Here is a 20,573-nt window from a genome sequence, read left to right as displayed (position 1 = left end):
CGGTACAGGCCAACCGAACCCCGTAGATTCAACCCGCCATCCTCTTCGACGACCCTCATTTGTCCAATCCTGGGGGTCGTGATCCCTTGATGCAGTACGCTTTGCTCGTCGCGGCGTGGGGTGGATGGGGGAAGTTTATGTGCGGAATTGCGGCAATTCTCGATGTCCGCGGTGATCCGCGTCAGTTGCGAGAGCGTGCCATCACGATGGCTCGTCTCCTTCGCCATCGGGGCCCCGATTGGAGCGGCGTCTACGCCGACGAGCATGCCGTTCTGGCGCACGAGCGGCTTTCAATCGTCGACGTCGAGCGCGGTGCCCAACCCCTGACCAATCAACCTTCAGACGTCGTGTTGGCGGTCAACGGTGAAATCTACAATCACCAGACGCTACGAGCGAGATTCCCGGACTATCCGTTCAAGACCATGTCGGATTGCGAACCAATTATTCCGCTGTACGAGGTCTACGGGTCAGACTTTCTCAACGAGCTCAGCGGGATCTTCGCCTTCGTCCTCTACAACAGGCGCACCAACGACTTCCTCGTCGCCCGCGATCCGATCGGTGTCATTCCGCTCTACATCGGCCGGGACGAGCACGGCAACCTATACGTGGCGTCAGAGATGAAAGCGCTGATTCGGTACTGTCGCCACATCGAGGACTTCCCCCCGGGGCACTACCTGACGCGTGGAATCGAAAAGCCGCGTCGCTACTATGAGCCTCGCTGGCGTGACTTTTCTAACGTCACCGGTCAACCCCTGGACCTCGCCGCCCTGCGAACCGGGCTCGAAGCCGCTGTACATCAGCAACTGATGTCCGATGTGCCGTACGGGGTACTCATTTCAGGAGGGCTCGATTCGTCTATCATTTCGGCGGTCACCGCCAGATTCGCCGGCAACCGCGTCGAGGATGGCGATCGAACCCAGGCGTGGTGGCCGCGGCTCCACTCGTTCTGCATCGGATTGGAGGGCTCTCCCGACCAGGCCGCCGCCCGAAAGGTGGCGGCGGCGATCGGAACCGTTCACCATGAGTTCGAGTTCACCGTGCAGGAGGGGCTCGATGCACTCTGGGACGTGATCTATCACATAGAAACCTATGACGTAACGAGCATCCGCGCTTCCACACCGATGTACCTCATGATGCGACGCATCAAAGCGATGGGTATAAAGATGGTCCTCTCGGGCGAGGGCGCAGATGAGGTCTTCGGCGGTTATCTGTATTTTCACAAGGCCCCCGGGTCCGCTGAGTTTCATGAAGAGACAATTCGCAAGCTCGATCTACTCCATAAGTACGACTGCCTTCGCGCCAACAAGTCGACTGCGGCATGGGGCGTCGAGATTCGCGTTCCATTTCTCGATCGCGAATTTCTTGACATTGCGATGGCGTTTGATCCGCGCGAGAAGATGGTCGACGCGACTCGGATGGAAAAATACCCGTTACGCAAGGCGTTCGAAGGTTATCTTCCCGATGAGATCCTCTGGCGCCAAAAAGAGCAGTTTTCCGACGGCGTGGGCTACATGTGGATCGATTCCCTGAAAGCTGTCGCTGAGGCGCAAGTCTCGGATAGCCAAATGCAGAGCGCACAATATCGCTTTCCGTTCAACCCGCCGGTCACCAAAGAGGCGTACATGTACCGGGAGATCTTTGAATCGCACTTTCCCGGTCAGGCTGCGGCCGCCTGCGTTCCAGGCGGACCGAGTATCGCCTGCAGCACACCGGCGGCGATTGCATGGGACAACAGTTTCGCAAAGAACGCCGATCCGTCAGGGCGCGCGGTGCTCGGAGTGCATCAATTCGTGAACGCCACGGTCTAGCAGGGTCACGCCCCGTGGAGTGGTGTAAGAGCGGTCGCGCTTTGGCTTGAGGCTCTGCTTTAGTCCCTATGCCGTCAGAGCGGCTGTGGAGCACTGGTTTCGGTGTTCTTGTTGCTGATTTCGAGGAAGGCGAGGCTTGTGTCGAGAGGTAGCGTTTGTTCGGCGAGCTGCCAGTCGTCGTGGGCTTCGACGAGTACGGAGCCGGCCAGGCGGAGAAGTGCGGCGGGGTTGGGGAACACCCCGACGTCGGTGCGGCGCTTGATTTCCTTGTTCAACTGCTCCAGGGGATTGGTCGACCAGATCTTCTTTCAGTGCGCGGCCGGGAAGTCGGCCAATGCGGTGATGTCGGCGGCGGACTCCCGCAACATCGTCTCGACCCTGGGGGAACTGGCGACCGAGCATGCCAGCGATGGTGTCCAGTTGTTCGCGGACGTGCTCGGCGTCGGGCTGGGCGAAGATGGTGCGGATCGCCGCGACGACCATCTCGGCTGATCCCTTGGGACCTGAGCGAGCACGTTTACGCAGAGAATGCATCCGGCAGCGCTGCCAGAGAGGGCGCCAATGAGCACGGCATCGATGGCGCTGCGCAGGCGGGCATGGGCGTGGGAGATGACCAGCTGCACCGAGACCGCGGGATTCGGCGAGCGCATAACGCCGTCCAGAACGTCCCGTCCTCGGAGTCGCCGACCTCAAATTAGTCAATCTGGCCGGTCAAATTGAACTCATCGAGCGTCTGTTTAACCAACTCGCGCAGATCGGCCCGCATGTTCTCGCCGCCCGGTTGGTAGACCTCTACGCTGACGTGGACGGTTTGGTCGATGCGCCAAGCCTGGACAGTCATGTGACCGCCCAAGCGGTCCAACCGTGACCGTGTCATGTGCTGGCCGGTCACCCGTATGTTGTGCACCGCCTTGAGGTGAGCGTTGACGGTGGCGTACTCGGCGTCGGAGCCGGTCACGGCGAAGACCACTGCGCCGAGATCGCCGAGGTTCGAACAAAGCACCGGGCGGTCGGGGTCAGCGATGCCTGCCGTTACCACCCGCTTCAATGTCCGCTTCGGTGTGAAAGGGGTCAGCCACAGCAGCTGCGACGACTCCTCTGATGACTGCCGCATGGTTTCGAGTGAGTGCTTGATGGCGTCGCGGGCATCACGTAGGTCCGTGGTCACCAGTTTGGGGTCGACGCTGACGGCTGCAAACGAAAGTGCGATGGCCCGGGTATCGTCCTCGACGCGTTCACTCATTGGAAGCTGTAGCGTGACCACGCCATCGCGGGCACGAACACGCTCGGCGTGTTCTGCGACCTTCGCAGCGAAGCCGGCGACCAGCGTTCTACTGGTTCCGCCGAGGGCTTCTGCTCGGGCATCCCACTCGGCTTGGTCGACGCGAATTTTCACGCTGGGCGCGACGACGACCTCCCCGATCTCGGTCCCGTCTATGACGACGGGCGGCGGCACCCGTTGGGAACGTGTGTCCCGCTCACGGCGCGCGAGTCTCGCCGCCGTACCAAGCGCCCGACCAACCTCGCGTGCGTCTCGCGCCGTCTGGCGGACGTCTTGAGCCGCGGCGCGTAGTCGAGGACGTGAGCGGGGCGGCGGGTAGCGGAGGTCGCGGGTGCTGCCCACAAGTGCTTCGGCGATCGCCAGGGCTAGCCCGAAGCCGTCAACCAGGTAGTGAGATACCACCAGGCTGACGGCCGTCGACCCATCCGTAAGGGGAAGGACGCTTATATGCCAGCCGGGTCCGTTCTCCGCATCGACTGGCTGCTGTGAGCGTTCATCCGCCCAAGCACTCAAATCAGTACGTGGACGAGCGGACTCGACGATGGTGATGTCGGGTGCGCGCCGGCCTTCCACCCATCGATGCCGCGCGAAAGGCAGCGGTGACCGCTCGATACGCCGTCCCAACAGGCCAGAACCCAGATTGCGGTTGAAGCGCCTGATCTCGTCCAGCCCGATGCCGTGCTCGTGGACGAACACCACTTGGATGATCGTGTTCTGGCCGATGACGCTGTGTCCTTTGAACAGCCCGTGGTCGGACAACGCGAGCCGATTGTCTTCTGCGGCAACACTTTCGGGCGAGCGACTGTTGGATGCGTATGAAGAGCGCTTCTTCAGAGCCATCGTTCAGCGCCTGACAGCGTGAAACGAGTTGATTGTGACGCTCTGCGAATGAGTCTCGCAGTCGATGTCAGAACAAGGGGGCGCAACCAGCGTCGGGCGGGACGAATTCATCAGGCGAGGGTAGCCGATATGGCGGGTCCACACCGGCGAGCTCAACACGGGCTATAAGACAACCTCACCGAGGTCCACGAGTCTGGGTGCCCAGGTCCGCGATGTAGGTCGGACTGTCGAGTGGCGCGCATGGGGGACCCTCCACTGAGGGCCTCGATAGTCCCCGCCTGGTCGACAGCCATGGAGTCAGACGAGGCCCGTGCCCTGTGCCAACATCGAGACTCCACCCACGGTGTGCCTCTGTACCGGCGTCCGTTTCGCGGTCTGCCATGTCGGCCTCCGAGCGGTTGGGTTCGCCGATGACCAGAGTGCTCGAACGTTCGCAGCGCCGCGAACTCGGGCTGCCGAAGAATGTAGCGCCATGGCCGCGACGGAACGCAGACGGCGGATGGTTGGAACTGCAAGCCTACGACAAGGCTTGTTTTCCGGGTCTGGTGGACGAATGGGCAGAATGGAAGGATCAGCGGCCTTTGGTCGGCTCGCTTACATTGGAGTTGCCCACTGCCGTCGACGACGAGGTGAGCTCGTGGATTTCGGCGGGGACCGCGCCCACTTTCTTCGGATTCGGCGGTACGCGCGTCCAATCTCCAGCCGAGACAATCGAGATGATCGGCGCGCCTGCGCAGAGTTGGGCGAGCGCGCGTTGATTTGCTCCGCCGAGAGCGACTTCAGCGACGTCCGTGATTTCGAATACGTCAAGGTAGTGCCGGAGGTGAATTACGCCCCGGCTTTGCTATGCGCTGGGGCAGCCGGTCGCCCGTCGATCCATTCAAGCAATGCCTGCAGGCCGTCCTCGAGCGTCCACTTCGGACGCCAGTCGAGCTCGGCCCTCGCGCGCTCGATCGTGCAGCTTGCTGCACGTACGTCACCGTCGCGGAACTTCGGCACGACGGTCGGGTCGGGGGCTCCGCAGATGGCGGCGAGCTTGCGAGCCAGGTCGTGGATGCTGGTCGCGGTGCCCGACCCGATATCCAAGCAGCGCGGCCCCGCGGCCGGCCTCTGCACCGCCGTGAACACCGCCTCGACGACATCGTCGATGAAGACGAAATCGCGAATGATTCGACCGTCTTCGAAGACCTCTATCGGGTGCCGTTCGCGTGATAGCCGCGCGAAGAGCGCGACTATCCCGGTGTATGAATTGGTCAATGACTGGCCTGGCCCGTACACGTTCTGCAGACGCAGCACACTGAGATTGGTGTCGTGCGCGGCGGTCCACGCCGCCATCAGGTGCTCCTGTGCGAGCTTGGTCGCGCCGTAGATGTTCGTCGGATGGGGCTGCGTCGCGTCTGCGCAGCTTGCGATCGGCACCGCGGGCTCGCTCGTGGGCCCCTCGGGATCCCACCTGCGCGCCAGCAGCTGAGCGTGGCTGCGTGACCGAGGATAGAAAATCCGAGAGCCGCTTCGCCAAGCACCTTCGCCGTAGACAGCTCGCGACGACGCCAAGACGAGCTGGTCGGGCACGAGCCCCGAGCGGCTCAGGGCGTCGAGCAGCTGGGTGGTCCCCAACACGTTCACCGAGCCGTGCCGCGTCGCCTGCAAAAGCGACTGAGCCGTTCCCGTCTCGGCCGCCAGATGCACGACCTGAGACGGACGAAACAACCGGAGCACGGCATCCCAGTCGGGGCCATGCGTGACATCGCCGGTGAAGAACCGCACCGACGGCGGCAGGTCGAACTGTGAAGAGGCCCCATGCACCTGTGGATGGAGAACATCCATCACGGCAACGTCGTATCCGGCCCCGACCAGACGTCGGGCGAGGGAAGCCCCTATGAAACCGGCTCCACCGGTGACGAGCACGGATGCGGACAAGAGCCGAAGCCTCCGGTCATCTGCGAGACGAATTGGTGACCAGTACACGTTACCCAGCCCCGATCGAGTCCGGGCTACCGGTGCCGCCCGCAGGTGCTTGAGTCGTGACCGTAGGGTGTGATCACGACAGCTCGTTCGATGTTCAGAGCGATGGGTGAAGGGGTGGCTCCGCCGTGAAGTTCGTTCTGGCCAGCTATGGAACCCGCGGCGACGTCGAACCCTGCGTCGCCATCGGTGCCGAATTGCTGCGGAGAGGGCACGAAGTTCAAATGGCTGTCCCGCCGGATCTGATCGGCGTGGCCGAGGCGGCTGGGCTCGAGGCGGTTGCCTCCGGGCTGGATTCGCGCGCAGCGCTGAATGCCTACCGCGACTTCTGGACGGCGTTCTTTCGATCCTTCTGGCGTGTTAGGTATTTGCGCAAGCTGTGGCGCGAACTTCGCGAGCCCGTCATCGAGTGCTCGTGGCACATCAGCAGAACGCTTTCCTCGCTGGCGGACGGGGCGGATGTTCTGTTCACCGGTTTGGCTTTCGAACATATCGCCGCCAACGTGTCGGAGCGTTACGAAATCCCGCTGGCCACCTTGCATTACGTTCCTGTCCGGGCCAATGGCCAGCTCGTTCCAGCCGTGCTGGCGCCGTTGGCGCGATCGGCGATGACGTCCTTGGAGTGGCTGGACTGGCTCTTCGCCAAGAAAGTCGACGATGCCCAGCGCCGTGAATTGGGTTTACCACCGTCCACGGCGCCCTATCCGCGGCGAATGGCTCGTCGGGGAGCGCTGGAGATCCAAGCCTACGACGAGGTTTGTTTTCCCGGGTTGGCCACCGAGTGGGTTAAGTGGGATGGTAAGAGGCCATTTGTCGGCGCATTGACGATAGAGGCGCCGACCGATGCCGACCAGGAAGTCATGGCGTGGATCGCCGCCGGACCACCGCCGATCTTCTTCGGCTTCGGCAGCATGCCGGTTGACTCCGGTGACGAGATGATCGCCATGATCAGTGCAGCCTGTGCTCAATTGGGCAAACGAGGGCTGATCTGCTCCGGCTGGAGTGACTTCAGCTCCGCCGCCCGAACCGCGCATGTCAAGGTGGTGCCCGCCGTCAACTTCGCGGCCATCTTTCCCTCCTGCCGCGCGGTGGTGCACCACGGCGGTGCCGGCACCACCGCCGTCGGCCTACGCGCCGGGATTCCGACATTGGTTCTCTCCATGGACGTCAGCCAAACGATCTGGGGTGCCCAGATCAAGCGACTGAAAGTCGGCACCACACGGCGTTTTTCGACCACCACTGAGGCGACGCTCATCGCAGACCTACGCACTGTTCTGGCTCCGGAGTACGCCGCCCGGGCGCGCGAAGTCGCCCGCCAAATGACCGAACCTGCCACCGGGATCGCCGCCGCCGCCGATCACCTCGAAGATCTCGCACGTCAGACGATCTGACCTGATACGCGCCGGCGAATCCGAGAGGTAACCCACGAGGGACGGCGCTGCCGGTGGTGTCCACTTGGATTGGTCGGAAACGTCCGCTGGTTGTACCGTGGCGAGCAGAAGGTGAAATGACGCTAATCGGCGCGGGATGTCCTGGTTGTCTGACGAGATGGGCTCCGGGCCTGGTCCTTCGATGAAATGCGATTCAAAACTGGACTGCAGCCACCATCGCGGCAGATCGGAGCGTACGGGTGATCGGTGTTAGCCGATGGGCTTGCTCAAGCCCTCGGGGAGACGGCTGCTGCGTGGGACTTCGTGTTCGCTCGCTGCCCGCGCATCGCGGAAAGCCTCATTCTCTTCGAGGTACCGAAAGACGCCCAATCGCGCAACCCGATAACGACAAACACATCAATGCACGTCACACTGCTCAGGGGCCGTGACCTCCGGCGCCGGCTTGGCGACCTAGTTGCTGGACTGGTTTAATGGTACGTGCGCTGAGCCACACGAAAGGCTTTGCCGAAACCCGGTCACACCCACTTCGGGTCCCCGATGGTTTCACCAGAGTTTCGCGAGGGTCAATTGAGGTCTGGAGAACTGTGAGCATCAATCCGTTCGACGACGACAACGGTAGCTTCTTCGTTCTGGTCAACGATGAGGAGCAGCACAGTCTGTGGCCGACTTTCGCTGACGTCCCGGCCGGCTGGCGAGTGGTTTACGGCGAAGCCGACCGGGCTACGTGTCTGGAGTACATCGAACAGAACTGGCCCGATATCCGGCCGAAGAGTCTGCGCGAGAGGCTGGCCGCAGACCGCGAACCGGAAGACGCTTCTGTGGAGCCCGATGGATCACGATGAGCGGCCGCTGCCGCTGACCCGCGGACAGCTGGACATCTGGCTCTCCCAGGAGACGGGACACGCCGGCACACAATGGCAGATCGGTGTCCTGGTTCGAATTCACGGCGCGGTGCAGCCGGAATTGCTACAACAGGCGATTCGCACGGTCGTCGATGAGGCCGAGCCATTAAGAGTCGTTTTCTTCCAACAAGGCGATCAGGTTTTTCAGAAGGTAGTTGATTTTTCGGCTGTCGAACTCGACCACCATGACCTCAGCGACCTGCCAGATCCCACACAAGAGGTCCATCGGTTAGCTTCGTCGATCCAGCGCGTGCCGATGGAATTCGATGGACCGCTTTTCAAATTCGCGTTGCTGCAGACAGCGCAAGAGGAGTTCTATCTCTTCGTCTGCTGTCACCATATAGTGATCGACGGCGTTGGTGTCGCGCTGGTCTGCCATCGAATTGCCAATGTGTATTCGGCACTGACGGTTGGCGCATCAATACCTCCGGCGTTTTTCGGTTCGCTGAAGGATCTGATCGACACCGAGTTGGAATACGAGGCATCCGACGCATATCGCGAGGATCAAGCCTACTGGATACGGAATTACCCGCGAGAAAGCGGCGCAGCAGACCGATTGACCCGGCCGTCAGGCGGGGCGGACCTCGAGAACTCACTTGCACCGGTTGAGCTGGATCCCGCTGTTGTGGCCGGAATCCAGCAGTTGTCGCAGCGGCTCGGCGTGCGCCGGTCGTCGGTGGTCACAGCCGCGTGCGCGTTCTTGATGTGGGGACACGACATCGAACGTTCCCAGGTGGCGCTCGACTTTCCGGTGAGCAGGCGGGTGAGTCCCGAGGCGATGGCGGTGCCCGGGATGACTTCAGGCGTCGTCCCGCTGGTGTTCGACGCTTCGCCCGAGTTCACGGTTGCCGATTTCTGTGAGCATGTCGATATCCGGATGCGAGAAGCGCTGCAGCATCAGCGGTTCCCGATTCAAGTCGTCGAGAAGATGCACACCCGCACTCCCGGGCAGACGTCGGACCGGGTAGTCGTCAACTTCATCCCCACTACTCATATGGCGAGTTTCGGGGATGCGCCCGCGTCGGCAACCCTGACCCATCCGGGTTTGGTGGATCAATTCGGGCTGGTCTTCTTCAAAGACGGTGATCGACTGTTCCTCAGCACGGCGGGTGCCGGCCAATTGCTGTCCCAATGGGATGTCGCCGAATTGGCCGTGCGGTTGGAGCGGGTGTTGGGGGTGATGACCGCGGCGCCGACGCGGCGGTTGTCGTCGGTTGATCTGCTCGGAGACGGCGAGCGTGCCCTGTTGGAGGGTTGGGGCCATTGGGCGGCCGCTGCGACCGAGCCGGAGGCGGCGGTGTCGATTCCGGTGTTGTTCGCCGAGCAGGTGGCGCGAACGCCGGAGGCGGTGGCGCTCAGTGACGGCGCGCGGTGGTGGACTTACCGCGAGGTCGATGAGGTCACCAATAGGCTGGCCCACCATTTGTCCGGTGTCGGCGCACGCTGCGGGCAGTGTGTGGGGTTGCTGGTCTCTCGTTCGCCCGAGGCGGTCATGGCGATCCTGGCGGTGCTGAAGACGGGGGCGGCTTATCTGCCGATCGACCCGGTGTTGCCGCCGGCCCGGATTGATTTCATGCTTGCCGATGCCGCGCCGATCGCGGCGGTCACCACAGCCGGGCTGGCCGATCGGCTGCAGGGGCGGGGTCTGTTGGTCGTCGATGTCGACGATCCCGGCATCGGGGCTCGTCCGTGCACGGCTTTGCCGGCGCCCGCCCCGGAGGACATCGCGTACTTGATCTACACCTCGGGCACCACTGGTGTGCCCAAGGGGGTGGCGGTTGCCCACTCCAGCGTGACCGAGCTGGTGAAGGCTGTTGGTGCCGATGTGCCGGCGGCGGGGGTGTGGTCGCAGTGGCATTCGTTGGCCTTCGACGTCTCGGTGTGGGAGGTTTTCGGGGCGCTGTTGCATGGCGGCCGGTTGGTCGTGGTGCCCGAGGAGGTCGCGGGTTCACCGGAGGATCTGCACGCATTGCTGATTGCTGAACGGGTCGACGTGTTGTGCCAGACCCCATCGGCGGCGGGGATGTTGGCGGCTGAGGGTCTCGAGTCGACCGTGTTGATGGTTGCCGGTGAGGCCTGCCCGCCCGACTTGGTGGAGCGGTGGGGGCCGGGTCGGGTGATGATCAACGCCTACGGTCCGACCGAGGCCACGGTTTATGCGGCGATGAGTAAGCCGCTGGAGTCCGGCTCGGATGTGGTGCCGATCGGTTCGCCGGTATCGGGGGCGGTGTTGTTCGTGCTGGATGCCGGATTGCATCCGGTGCCGGCTGGCGTGGTTGGTGAGCTGTACGTGGCTGGTCGTGGGGTGGCGGTCGGTTATTGGGAGCGGGCCGGGTTGACCGCGTCGCGGTTTGTGGCGTGTCCGTTCGGCGGTGCCGGGGCACGCATGTATCGCACTGGTGATTTGGTGCGGTGGGGTGCCGACGGGCAGCTGCAGTATTTGGGCCGTATCGATGAGCAGGTCAAGATCCGCGGGTATCGCATCGAGCTGGGCGAAGTGCAGGCGGCCTTGGCCGGGTGCGACGGGGTGGATCAGGCGGTGGTGATCGTCCGCGAGGATCGCCCCGGCGACAAACGCCTCGTGGGGTATGTGACAGGTCCCGCGGATCCAGCGGCCGCGCGTGCAGCGTTGGCCGATCGGCTGCCGGCCTACATGGTCCCGGCCGCGGTGGTGGAGATCGGGGCAGTGCCGCTGACTCCCAACGGCAAACTCGACAAACGGGCCCTGCCGGCACCGGACTACACCGACAGCGACCGGCATCGAGCACCGGCCAACCCCGTCGAGGAGATCCTGGCCGACATCTACGCCCAAGTACTCGGGCTGGAGCGGGTCGGCATCGACGAATCCTTCTTCGACCTGGGCGGCGACAGCATCTTGTCGATGCAGGTGGTCGCGCGCGCTCGGACCGCCGGTGTGCTGTGCCGGCCCCGCGATGTCTTTGTGGAGCAGACCGTCGCTCGGCTGGCCAAGGCGGCCAGATTCGCCGACGGCCAAATTGATGTCATCGACGAGGGTGTCGGGCCGGTGGTGGCCACCCCGATCATTCGTTGGCTACAGGACGTGGACGGCCCCGTCGATCAGTTCAATCAGACGGTGGTCGTGCAGGCTCCGCAAGGGGCGACCGAGGCCGACGTGGTGGTGTTGTTGCAGGCCTTGGTGGACCGGCATGCGATGTTGCGGTTGCACGTGGGCGATGCCGACGCCGGTGACTGGTCATTACAGGTACCGCGGCCGGGATCGGTGATCGCCCATGAGCGCCTGCAGACGGTGGACGTGATGTCCGACGAGGCGCTGGCCGCGGCGAGGTCCCGGTTGAGCCCTGCTTCGGGGGTCATGTTCAGCGCGCTGTGGGTGACCTCTACCCGTCAGCTCGTGTTGATGATTCATCACCTGGCGGTTGACGGGGTTTCGTGGCGAATCCTGTTGCAGGATCTGAATATTGCTTGGGCGCAGCATCGCAGCGGACACCCCCCGGTATTGCCGTCGTCGGGCACCTCGTTCGCCCGGTGGTCGTCGCTGTTGGCCGAGTACGCCCGAACCGCAGCGGTCGTGGAGCAAGTGGATGCATGGCGACAGATAGCGGCGACCCCGGCCGCCCTGCCGCGAGTGCAACCCGAAGTGGATACTTTCGCCGCGGCTGGTCGCCTGTCGCTGGAACTCGAGACCGAAACGACCCGAGTGCTGCTGGGCGAGGTGCCCGCGGCTTTCCACACCGGCGTCCAAGACATCTTGTTGATCGCGTTCGCACTGGCGTGTGCGGAGTTCCTGGGCACGGCTCCGGGGACGGTGGGCATCGACATCGAAGGTCACGGACGCACCGAGGAGCTGGCCGCCGACGTCGATCTGTCGCGCACGGTCGGGTGGTTCACCACCAAGCACCCGGTGGCTTTGACGCTGGAGCCGCTGGACTGGGCGCGGGTGGCCGCCGGCGATGCGGTGCTCGGTGCGGTGATCAAGCGCGCCAAAGAGCAACTGCGTGCCCACCCCGACGGCCTTACCTACGGCCTGCTGCGCTATCTGACTCCCGATATCGATCTGTCTGGATCGGATCAACCCATCGGGTTCAACTATCTGGGGCGGCTGGGGGCGCCGTCCCCAGACGCTCCCGATGACATGTGGCTGATCGGGCATGACGGTGTGGTCCTCAGCGGTGCCCCCGCAGAGATCTCCACGCCGTTGATGCACACGTTGGAACTCAACGCCGCCACCGTTGAAACCGACGCCGGTCCGCGGATACAGGCGCACTGGTTGTGGGCGCCCTCAGCATTGGATCGCTCCCAGGTCAGCCGGCTCGGCCGCTTGTGGTTCGAGGCACTCGACGGAGTCTGCGCGCATGTGCGCGCTGGCGGAGGCGGGCTGACCCCATCGGATATCGCGCCGGCGCAGCTGGAACAGCAGCAGATCGACGAGCTCCAGAAGCACGATCGGATCGCCGACATATTGCCGCTGACGCCGCTGCAGCGCGGACTTCTCTTCCACGCGAGGACCGCGGCGGGCAGCGACGATGTGTACGCGATGCAGCTGGACATCACAGTGGCCGGCTCGGTGGACGCCGTCCGGCTTCGCGACGCGATACACACGGTGATCAATCGGCATCCGAACCTGGCAGCCCGATTCTGCGACCAGTTCGATCAGCCGGTGCAGATCATCCCCGCGGAACCCGAGACGCCTTGGCAGTACGTCGAGCTGGAGACCGATGAGCAAGTCCAGCAACTTCACGCCGCCGAACGCGCCGCGGTCCGCGATCTGACGCAGCCGTCGGCTTTCCGGGCGGCATTGATCCGCACTGCAACTGACCGGCACCGGCTACTGCTGACGTTCCATCACATCGTGCTCGACGGATGGTCGCTGCCGATTCTGCTGCAAGAAATCTTCGCCGTTTACCACGGGGAGCGGCTGCCCGCCGCTGTGTCATACCGGAGGTACATAACCTGGCTGGCAGATCGAGACGGCGAGCCGGCGCGCGCTGCCTGGTGTGAGGTGTTGGCCGGCTTCGACACCCCGACTCTGGTCGGTCCGCCGGACAGCGTCGTGACGGGTCACCGTGACGTCAAAACTGCCCGGGTGCCTGAACACATCACCCAGGCGCTCACCGACTTGGCACGCTCACACCACACCACCGTCAACACTGTGCTGCAGAGTGTTTGGTCGCAGGTGCTGGTTTCCCTGACAGGCCACCACGACGTCGCCTTCGGCACCACTGTCTCGGGCAGGCCCGCCGAGGTGGCCGGCGCCGAATCCATGGTCGGACTGTTCATCAACACGGTGCCGGTGCGGGCGCATATCACCGCGGCAACCACCACTGCCGATTTACTCGACCAGTTGCAGAGCGCCCACAATCACATCCTCGAGCACGAGCACTTGGCGCTGAACGAGATCTATCGCATCACGGGGCACGACCAACTGTTCGACACGGCCTTCGTGTACGAGAACTACCCCCTCGATGCCGGGGCGTTGGCCGTCGACGGCGGGTTGGCCATCGCCGATATCGCGAACCGCGAATACAACCACTACCCGCTGACCGTTCAAGCCGTGCCGGGGTGCGAACTGAGCCTTCGCGTGGAGTACGACACCGGGGTTTTCGCCCCGACTGACATCGATGCGCTGATCGAGCGCTTGCAGCGGGTGATGGTGGCGATGACCGTCGACCCGACGCGTCGGTTGTCGTCGGTGATCGTCCTTGACGGGTCCGAACGTTCGCGGCTGGACGAGATCGGTAACCGTGCCGCGTTGATGGCCGCACCGCCTACGTTCTCGATACCGGGGTTGTTCGCCGAACACGTGGCGCGCATACCGGAGGCGGTGGCGCTGACGTGCCAGGGCCGCTCAATGACCTACCGACAATTGGATGACGCCGCAAATCGATTGGCGCATTCGCTCGCCGAGGATGGGGCCGCTGCCGGCGAGTGTGTGGCATTGCTGCTGCCTCGGTCCATCGAGGCGGTTGTGGCGATCTTGGCGGTGCTCAAAACCGGGGCGGCTTATCTCGCGATCGAGCCGGCGGCACCTGTGGAGCGGCGGAACTTCATGATCGCCGACGCCGCACCGATCGCTGCGGTCACGACGGCGGAGCTGGCGAACCTGTTGGAGGGGTGTGATCTGCAGGTCATCGATATCGACGATCCCGATGTCGCCAACCAACCCAGCACGTGTCTGCCGACGCCAGGTGTCGACGACATCGCGTACCTCATTTACACCTCAGGCACCACCGGACTGCCCAAGGGTGTGCAGATCACCCATGGGAACGTCACACAGTTGCTGGCGTCGCTTGATGCGGGGCTCCCGCGCCCCGGGGTTTGGCCTCTGTGTCATTCCTTGACCTTCGACGTATCGGTGTGGGAGATCTTCGGCGCGTTGTTGCGTGGCGGCCGGTTGGTGGTGGTCCCGGAGGCAGTGGCGGGATCGCCCGACGAATTCCACGAAGTGCTGGTCAGCGAGCAGGTCAGCGTCCTCACCCAGACGCCGTCGGCGGTCGCGATGTTGTCGCCTGAGGGTTTGGAGTCGGCGGCATTGGCGGTGGTGGGTGAGGCCTGCCGGGCTCAGGTGGTGGATCAGTGGGCGCCGGGGCGCGTGATGATCAATGCCTACGGCCCCACCGAGACCACGATGTGTGTGGCGATCAGCACGCCGCTGGAGGCGGGGTCGGGAGTGCCGCCGATCGGCTCTCCGGTGTCGAATGCGGCCTTATTCGTGCTGGACGGCTGGCTGCGACCGGCGCCCGAGGGAGTGGCCGGAGAACTCTACGTGGCCGGTGCCGGACTTGGGTATGGCTATCTGCGCCGCTCGGGGCTGACCGCCTCACGATTCGTGGCGTGCCCGTTCGCGGACGCGGGAGCGCGGATGTATCGCACGGGCGATGTCGTCCGTTGGGGCGCCGACGGGCAGTTGCACTATTTGGGCCGTGCCGATGAGCAGGTCAAGATCCGCGGCTATCGCATCGAGCTCGGTGAGGTCCAGGCGGCTCTGGCCGGATATGACGGGGTGCAGCAGGCGGTGGTGATCGCCCGCGAGGACCGCCCCGGCGACAAACGCCTTGTCGGCTATGTAACCGGGTCCGCCGATCCGGCCACCCTGCGGACGGCGCTCGCCGAACGGCTGCCCGAATACATGGTGCCTGCGGCGGTGGTGGTCCTCGAAAGGCTGCCGCTGACAACGAACAACAAGCTCGACGTTCGCGCCCTCCCCGCGCCCGAATACGCAGGCGGTGACGGTTATCGCGCCCCGGCCAACGCGGTGGAGGAAGTTCTGGCGGACATCTACGCTCAAGTGCTCGGGCTCGAACGGGTCGGGGTAGACGACTCGTTCTTCGAGCTGGGCGGGGACAGCATCTTGTCGATGCAGGTGGTGGCGCGTGCACGGGCTGCCGGCCTGCTGTGTCGGCCGCGCGACATCTTCGACGAGCAGACCGTTGCCCGGCTGGCCCGCGTGGCCGAGGTCTCCGACGATTCGGCCGACGTGGTCGATGAGGGACTTGGGCCGGTGGTCGCGACACCGATCATGCGCTGGCTGCAAAGCGTGGACGGGCCGGTCGAACAGTTCAACCAGACGATGGTGGTGCAGGCGCCCGCCGGAGTGACCGAGGCCGATGTCGCGGCGTTGTTGCAGGCCCTGTTGGACCGGCACGCCATGCTGCGCGTGCGTGTCAGCGACGACGATGTCGGCGGCTGGGCACTACAGGTACCCACGGCCGGTTCAGTGGATGCCCGCGACTGCCTGGAGTCAGTGGAGGTGTTCACCGAGGGTGCGCTGGCGGCCGCCCGGTCGAAGCTGAACCCGACCGCCGGGCTGATGCTGCGCGCGCTGTGGGTCTCGTCGACGAGCCAGCTCGTGCTTGTGGTTCACCACCTGGCGGTTGATGGGGTTTCGTGGCGAATCCTGTTGCAGGACTTGAACCTTGCTTGGAGCCGATACCGCAGCGGCCAGCAGGTGGCATTGCCGGCGACAGGTACGTCCTTCGCCCGCTGGGCGTCGTTGTTGAATGAGCTTGCGCGCGACGAGACGGTGGTCGCCCAAGCAGATGTGTGGCGGCAGGTCGCGGCCGCCCCAGCCGCGCTGCCGGGCGTGCAACCGGCGAGGGATACGTACGAAAACGCCGGGAATCTGTCGGTGGGTATGGACGCCGAGACGACAAGCGTTCTGTTGAGTGACGTGCCGGCAGCGTTTCATGCTGGGGTACAAGACATCCTGTTGATCGCTTTCGCGTTGGCGGTGGCAGAGTTCACGGGCTCTGCCGAGCCGATCGGCATCGATGTCGAAGGTCACGGACGCGCCGAAGGAGCGGCGGCCAGTGTGGACCTCTCGCGCACGGTGGGCTGGTTCACCACCAAATATCCGGTGGCGCTTGCGCTCGCTGACATCGACTGGGCGCAGGTGGTCGCCGGTGACGCTGCGTTGGAGCAAGTGATCAAGAGCGCCAAGGAGCAGCTTCGCGCACTTCCGGATTCGTTGACGTACGGGCTGCTCCGTTATCTGAACCCCGATGTCGAGCTGGCTCCGTCTGACCCGACGATCGGGTTCAACTATCTGGGTCGACTGGGTGCCGGGACCGACGCTTCTGCCGAACCGTGGCGAATCAGCCCGGATGGCTCGTCTGTCATGGCCGCGGCCGCCGCGATACCGATGCCACTGGCCCACACCATTGAGCTCAACGCCGTAACCGTCGACGCCGATACCGGCCCGACGTTGCAAGGCCACTGGACGTGGGCGCCGTCAGCGCTGAACCACACCGAAGTCAGCCGGCTGAGCCGATTGTGGTCTGAGGCCCTGACCGGTATCTGCACTCTCGTCAAGAATGGCGGCGGCGGCTTGACACCGTCGGATATCGCGCCGGCCCGGTTGGACCAACCACAGATCGACGCGCTGCATCAGCACTACCGAATCGCCGACATCCTGCCCCTCACCCCGCTGCAGCAAGGGCTGCTCTTTCACGCCAGCACCGCCCAGGACAGCGACGACGACGCTGTGTACGCGGTGCAGCTGGACATCACGCTGACAGGTGCCTTGAACCCGGACCGCCTGCGTGACGCCGTGCATGAGGTCGCCCGCCGCCACCCGAACCTGGTTGCCCGGTTCTGTGACCAGTTCGATGAGCCGGTGCAGGTAATTCCGGCTGATCCCGAACTGGAATGGCGCTACGTCGAGGCGGATTCCGAGCAGCAGATCCAGCAGCTCTGCGCCGCCGAACGGACCGCGGTGTGCCATCTGGCCGACGCACCGCCGTTCCGGGCGGCGTTGATTCGCACCGACGCGGACCGGCACCGGTTCGTGCTGACCAACCATCACATCGTGCTCGATGGCTGGTCGTTGCCGGTTCTGTTGTCCGAGATCTTCGCCGGTTATTACGGGCAGCGACTGCCTACGCCGGTCCCGTATCGCAGGTTCGTCTCCTGGCTGGCCGACCGCGACGTGGACGCCGCCCGCTCGGCTTGGCGACAAGTGCTCGACGGTTTTGACACCCCGACTCTGGTGGGTCTGCCGGATCGGGTCGAGCTGGGGCCGCGAGAAGCTAGATCGGTTCGGGTGCCGCAGATTACCACGCAGGCCCTCACCGATTTGGCCCGCTCGCGGCACACGACCGTCAGTACCGTCCTGCAAGCCGCCTGGGCACTGATGTTGAGCTCGCTGACTGGACGGCATGATGTGGCGTTCGGCGTCGTCGTCTCCGGTAGGCCTACCGAGGTGGTCGGTGCAGACTCCATGGTGGGCCTGTTGATCAACACAGTGCCGATCCGCGCGCGCATGTCAGCGGCGACCACCATCGCCGACCTGCTCGAGCAGCTGCACCGCGCCCACCAACACACTCTTGACCACCAGCACTTGGCGCTGCAGGACATTCACCGGGTTACTGGTCACGATCAGCTCTTCGACACCCTTTTCGTATACGAGAACTATCCGGTCAACGCTTCAGCGTTGTCTGGCCCGTTGGCTATCACGGAATTCGCCAATCGCGAGTACAACCACTACCCGCTGACGGTGGCCGCGCTTCCCGGGCATGAATTGGAATTCCGCATCGAGTTCGACACCCATGCGTTTGATGTGGCCTACATCGAGGAGTTGGTCGCACGGCTGCAGCGCGTGTTGGTCGCCATGGCCGCAGATCCTGGCCGGCGGTTGTCGACGATCGATTTACTCGATGAGCCTGAGCACACCCACCTGCAGGTGGTCGGGAACACCGCGGCGTTGACCCGGCCCGCCCCTGCGGCGGCGTCGATCCCCGCATTGTTTGCCGAACAGGTGGCGCGTACCCCGGAGGCGGTGGCGGTGACTTTCGAAGGCCGCTCGGTGACGTATGGGGAGCTCGATGAGCTGTCGAACCGGTTGGCGCATCTGCTGGCCAGCCGGGGGGCGGGCCCAGGACAGTTTGTAGCGCTGATGTTCCCACGGTCGATCGAGGCGATCGGGGCCATCCTGGCGACGCTGAAAACCGGGGCGGCCTATGTGCCGATCGACCCGGCACATCCTGATGCCCGAATCGCATTCATGCTCGAGGACGCCGTGCCGGTCGTTGCGGTGACGACTGCAGCGCTGCGCGCACGGCTGAACGGGTATGACGTGGTGATCATCGACATCGAGGATCCCGCTGTGGGCGTTCAACCCACGACCGCCCTGCCGATACCGGCGCCGGAGGAGCTCGCCTACCTGATCTACACCTCGGGAACTACCGGCGTCCCCAAAGGCGTTGCAGTTAATCACAACAACGTTACCCAGTTATTGGCTTCATTAGATGCGAAGCTGGATCAGGGGCCAGCACAAGTCTGGTCGCAATGGCATTCATATGCCTTCGACGGCTCGGTGCACGAGATCTGGGGTGCCCTCTTGCGTGGTGGCCGATTGTTGGTAGTGCCCGAAGAGGTCGCACACTCACCGGAAGATCTGCACACTTTGCTGGTTGCCGAGCAGGTCAACGTTTTGATTCAGACACCGTCCGCGGTGGCGATGCTGTCACCTGAGGGCCTGGGGTCGGCGGCATTGGTCGTGGGCGGTGAACCTTGTCCGGCCGAGCTGGTGGATCGGTGGGCTTCCGGGCGAGTAATGATCAACGCTTACGGGCCGTCCGAAACCACCGTCGATGTGGCCGTGAGCGCGCCCTTGGTGGCGGGGGCGCCGACCGTGCCGATCGGTTCGCCGTTGTCGGGGGCGGCGTTTTTTGTGCTGGATGGCTGGATGCGCCCAGTGCCAGCGGGCGTGGTCGGTGAGTTGTACGTCGCTGGCCGCGGTGTGGCGTGCGGATATCTACGTCGCCCGGCGTTGACCGCGTCTCGGTTCGTGGCGTGTCCGTTCGGTGGTGTGGGAACACGCATGTATCGCACCGGGGATTTGGTGTCGTGGGGCGCGGACGGACAGTTGGTGCTGTTGGGGCGCACTGATGAGCAGGTCAAGATTCGCGGGTATCGCATCGAGCTCGGTGAGGTCCAGGCGGCGTTGGCCAACTGTGAGGGGGTGGCGCAAGCGGTTGTGATCGCCCGTGAGGACCGCCCCGGTGACAAGCGGCTGGTGGGTTACATCACCGGCACGGCGGACACCGCGGAGATACGCGCCGAGGTGGCCGAGCGGCTTCCCGCCTACATGGTGCCCACGGCGGTCGTGGCGCTCGAGGCGTTGCCGTTGACGGTCAACGGCAAGCTCGACAAGCGAGCCCTACCCGCACCGGAGTACCAGGACGTAGAGCGCTACCGAGCCCCCTCCAACGTGGTCGAGGAGATCCTGGCCGAGGCGTACGCGCAGGTCCTCGGACTGGAGCGGGTCGGAGCGGACGAGCCGTTCTTCGAACTCGGCGGGGACAGCATCATGTCGATGCAGGTGGTGGCGCGGGCGCGCGCCGCCGGTGTGCTGTGCCGGCCGCGCGATGTGTTCACCAAACAGACCGTGGCTGCGCTGGCCCGAGTGGCCAGGATGGCCGACGAGGTCGCCGGCGTGGTCGACGAGGGTATCGGGCCGGTGCTGGCCACGCCGATCATGCGCTCGTTGCAAGAGGTGGATGGTCCGGTCGGCGAATTCAACCAGACGATGCTGTTGCAGGCCCCGACGCACGTCACTGAGGCCGACGTCGTGGAGTTGCTACAGCATTTGCTGGATCGGCATGCCGTTTTGCGGCTGCTGGTGACTGACGGCGCTGGCGCTGCTGGCTGGTCGCTCACAGTGCCTCAGACGGGGTCGGTCGATGCCCGCAACTGCCTGCAAACGGTCGACGCGCTCTCCGAGCAGGACCTTAGGGACGCCCGGTCCCGGCTGAACCCGGCCGCCGGGGCGATGCTCAGCGCGCTATGGGTGACGTCCACGCGTCAGCTGGCCCTGGTCATCCACCACCTGGCCGTCGACGGGGTGTCGTGGCGGATCTTGTTGGAGGATCTCAATATCGCGTGGGCTCAACACCGCAACGGGCAG

General features: G+C 64.2%; 7 protein-coding genes and 1 pseudogene. 5 read left to right on the top strand and 3 right to left on the bottom strand.

What is annotated here, in order from left to right:
* Positions 1-89: 89 nt before the first annotated feature.
* Positions 90-1,808, top strand: coding sequence for an asparagine synthase B (asnB, locus tag AU193_RS15775; protein ID WP_216637286.1), 1,719 nt, complete (start codon positions 90-92; stop codon positions 1,806-1,808).
* A gap of 66 nt (positions 1,809-1,874) precedes the next feature.
* Here asnB and AU193_RS23870 read toward each other — a convergent pair.
* Positions 1,875-2,502: pseudogene (locus tag AU193_RS23870) on the bottom strand (transposase); the annotation flags it as partial.
* Complete coding sequence (locus AU193_RS23185; RefSeq protein WP_253867866.1) at positions 2,503-3,930, bottom strand: hypothetical protein; 1,428 nt, start codon at positions 3,928-3,930, stop codon at positions 2,503-2,505.
* Between the two features lie 410 nt (positions 3,931-4,340).
* Between AU193_RS23185 and AU193_RS15755 the strand changes: the two genes are divergently transcribed.
* Entirely contained in the window at positions 4,341-4,688 is a 348-nt protein-coding gene (locus AU193_RS15755) for a hypothetical protein (RefSeq protein WP_156425238.1), read from the top strand.
* Positions 4,689-4,758: 70 nt separating this feature from the next.
* Here AU193_RS15755 and AU193_RS15750 read toward each other — a convergent pair whose 3' ends face one another.
* A complete protein-coding gene (locus AU193_RS15750) occupies positions 4,759-5,838 on the bottom strand; it encodes an NAD(P)-dependent oxidoreductase (protein ID WP_064423312.1) in 1,080 nt (359 codons plus the stop codon).
* Positions 5,839-6,023: 185 nt separating this feature from the next.
* Here AU193_RS15750 and AU193_RS15745 point away from each other — a divergent pair, with 185 nt between their 5' ends.
* The 3 genes from AU193_RS15745 to AU193_RS15735 form a co-directional block, all read left to right on the top strand.
* Complete coding sequence (locus AU193_RS15745) at positions 6,024-7,286, top strand: glycosyltransferase (protein ID WP_064423311.1); 1,263 nt, start codon at positions 6,024-6,026, stop codon at positions 7,284-7,286.
* A 584-nt stretch (positions 7,287-7,870) separates the two neighbouring features.
* Positions 7,871-8,128 (top strand): MbtH family protein, encoded by a 258-nt coding sequence (locus AU193_RS15740; protein WP_064423310.1) that lies wholly within the window; start codon positions 7,871-7,873, stop codon positions 8,126-8,128.
* On the top strand, positions 8,115-20,573 hold a 12,459-nt coding region (locus AU193_RS15735; RefSeq protein ID WP_156425237.1), incomplete at its 3' end, for a non-ribosomal peptide synthetase. The genes AU193_RS15740 and AU193_RS15735, both read left to right, overlap by 14 nt.

Source organism: Mycobacterium sp. GA-1285 (assembly GCF_001499905.1).
Classification (GTDB): domain Bacteria; phylum Actinomycetota; class Actinomycetes; order Mycobacteriales; family Mycobacteriaceae; genus Mycobacterium.
This window is presented reverse-complemented; position numbering and strand designations above follow the sequence as displayed.

Bases quoted from the DNA above. Each gene is read 5' to 3' on its own strand.
- AU193_RS15755 (WP_156425238.1), top strand. From the start codon at position 4,341: ATGACCAGAGTGCTCGAACGTTCGCAGCGCCGCGAACTCGGGCTGCCG.
- AU193_RS23185 (WP_253867866.1), bottom strand. From the start codon at position 3,930: ATGGCTCTGAAGAAGCGCTCTTCATACGCATCCAACAGTCGCTCGCCC.
- asnB (WP_216637286.1), top strand. From the start codon at position 90: ATGCAGTACGCTTTGCTCGTCGCGGCGTGGGGTGGATGGGGGAAGTTT.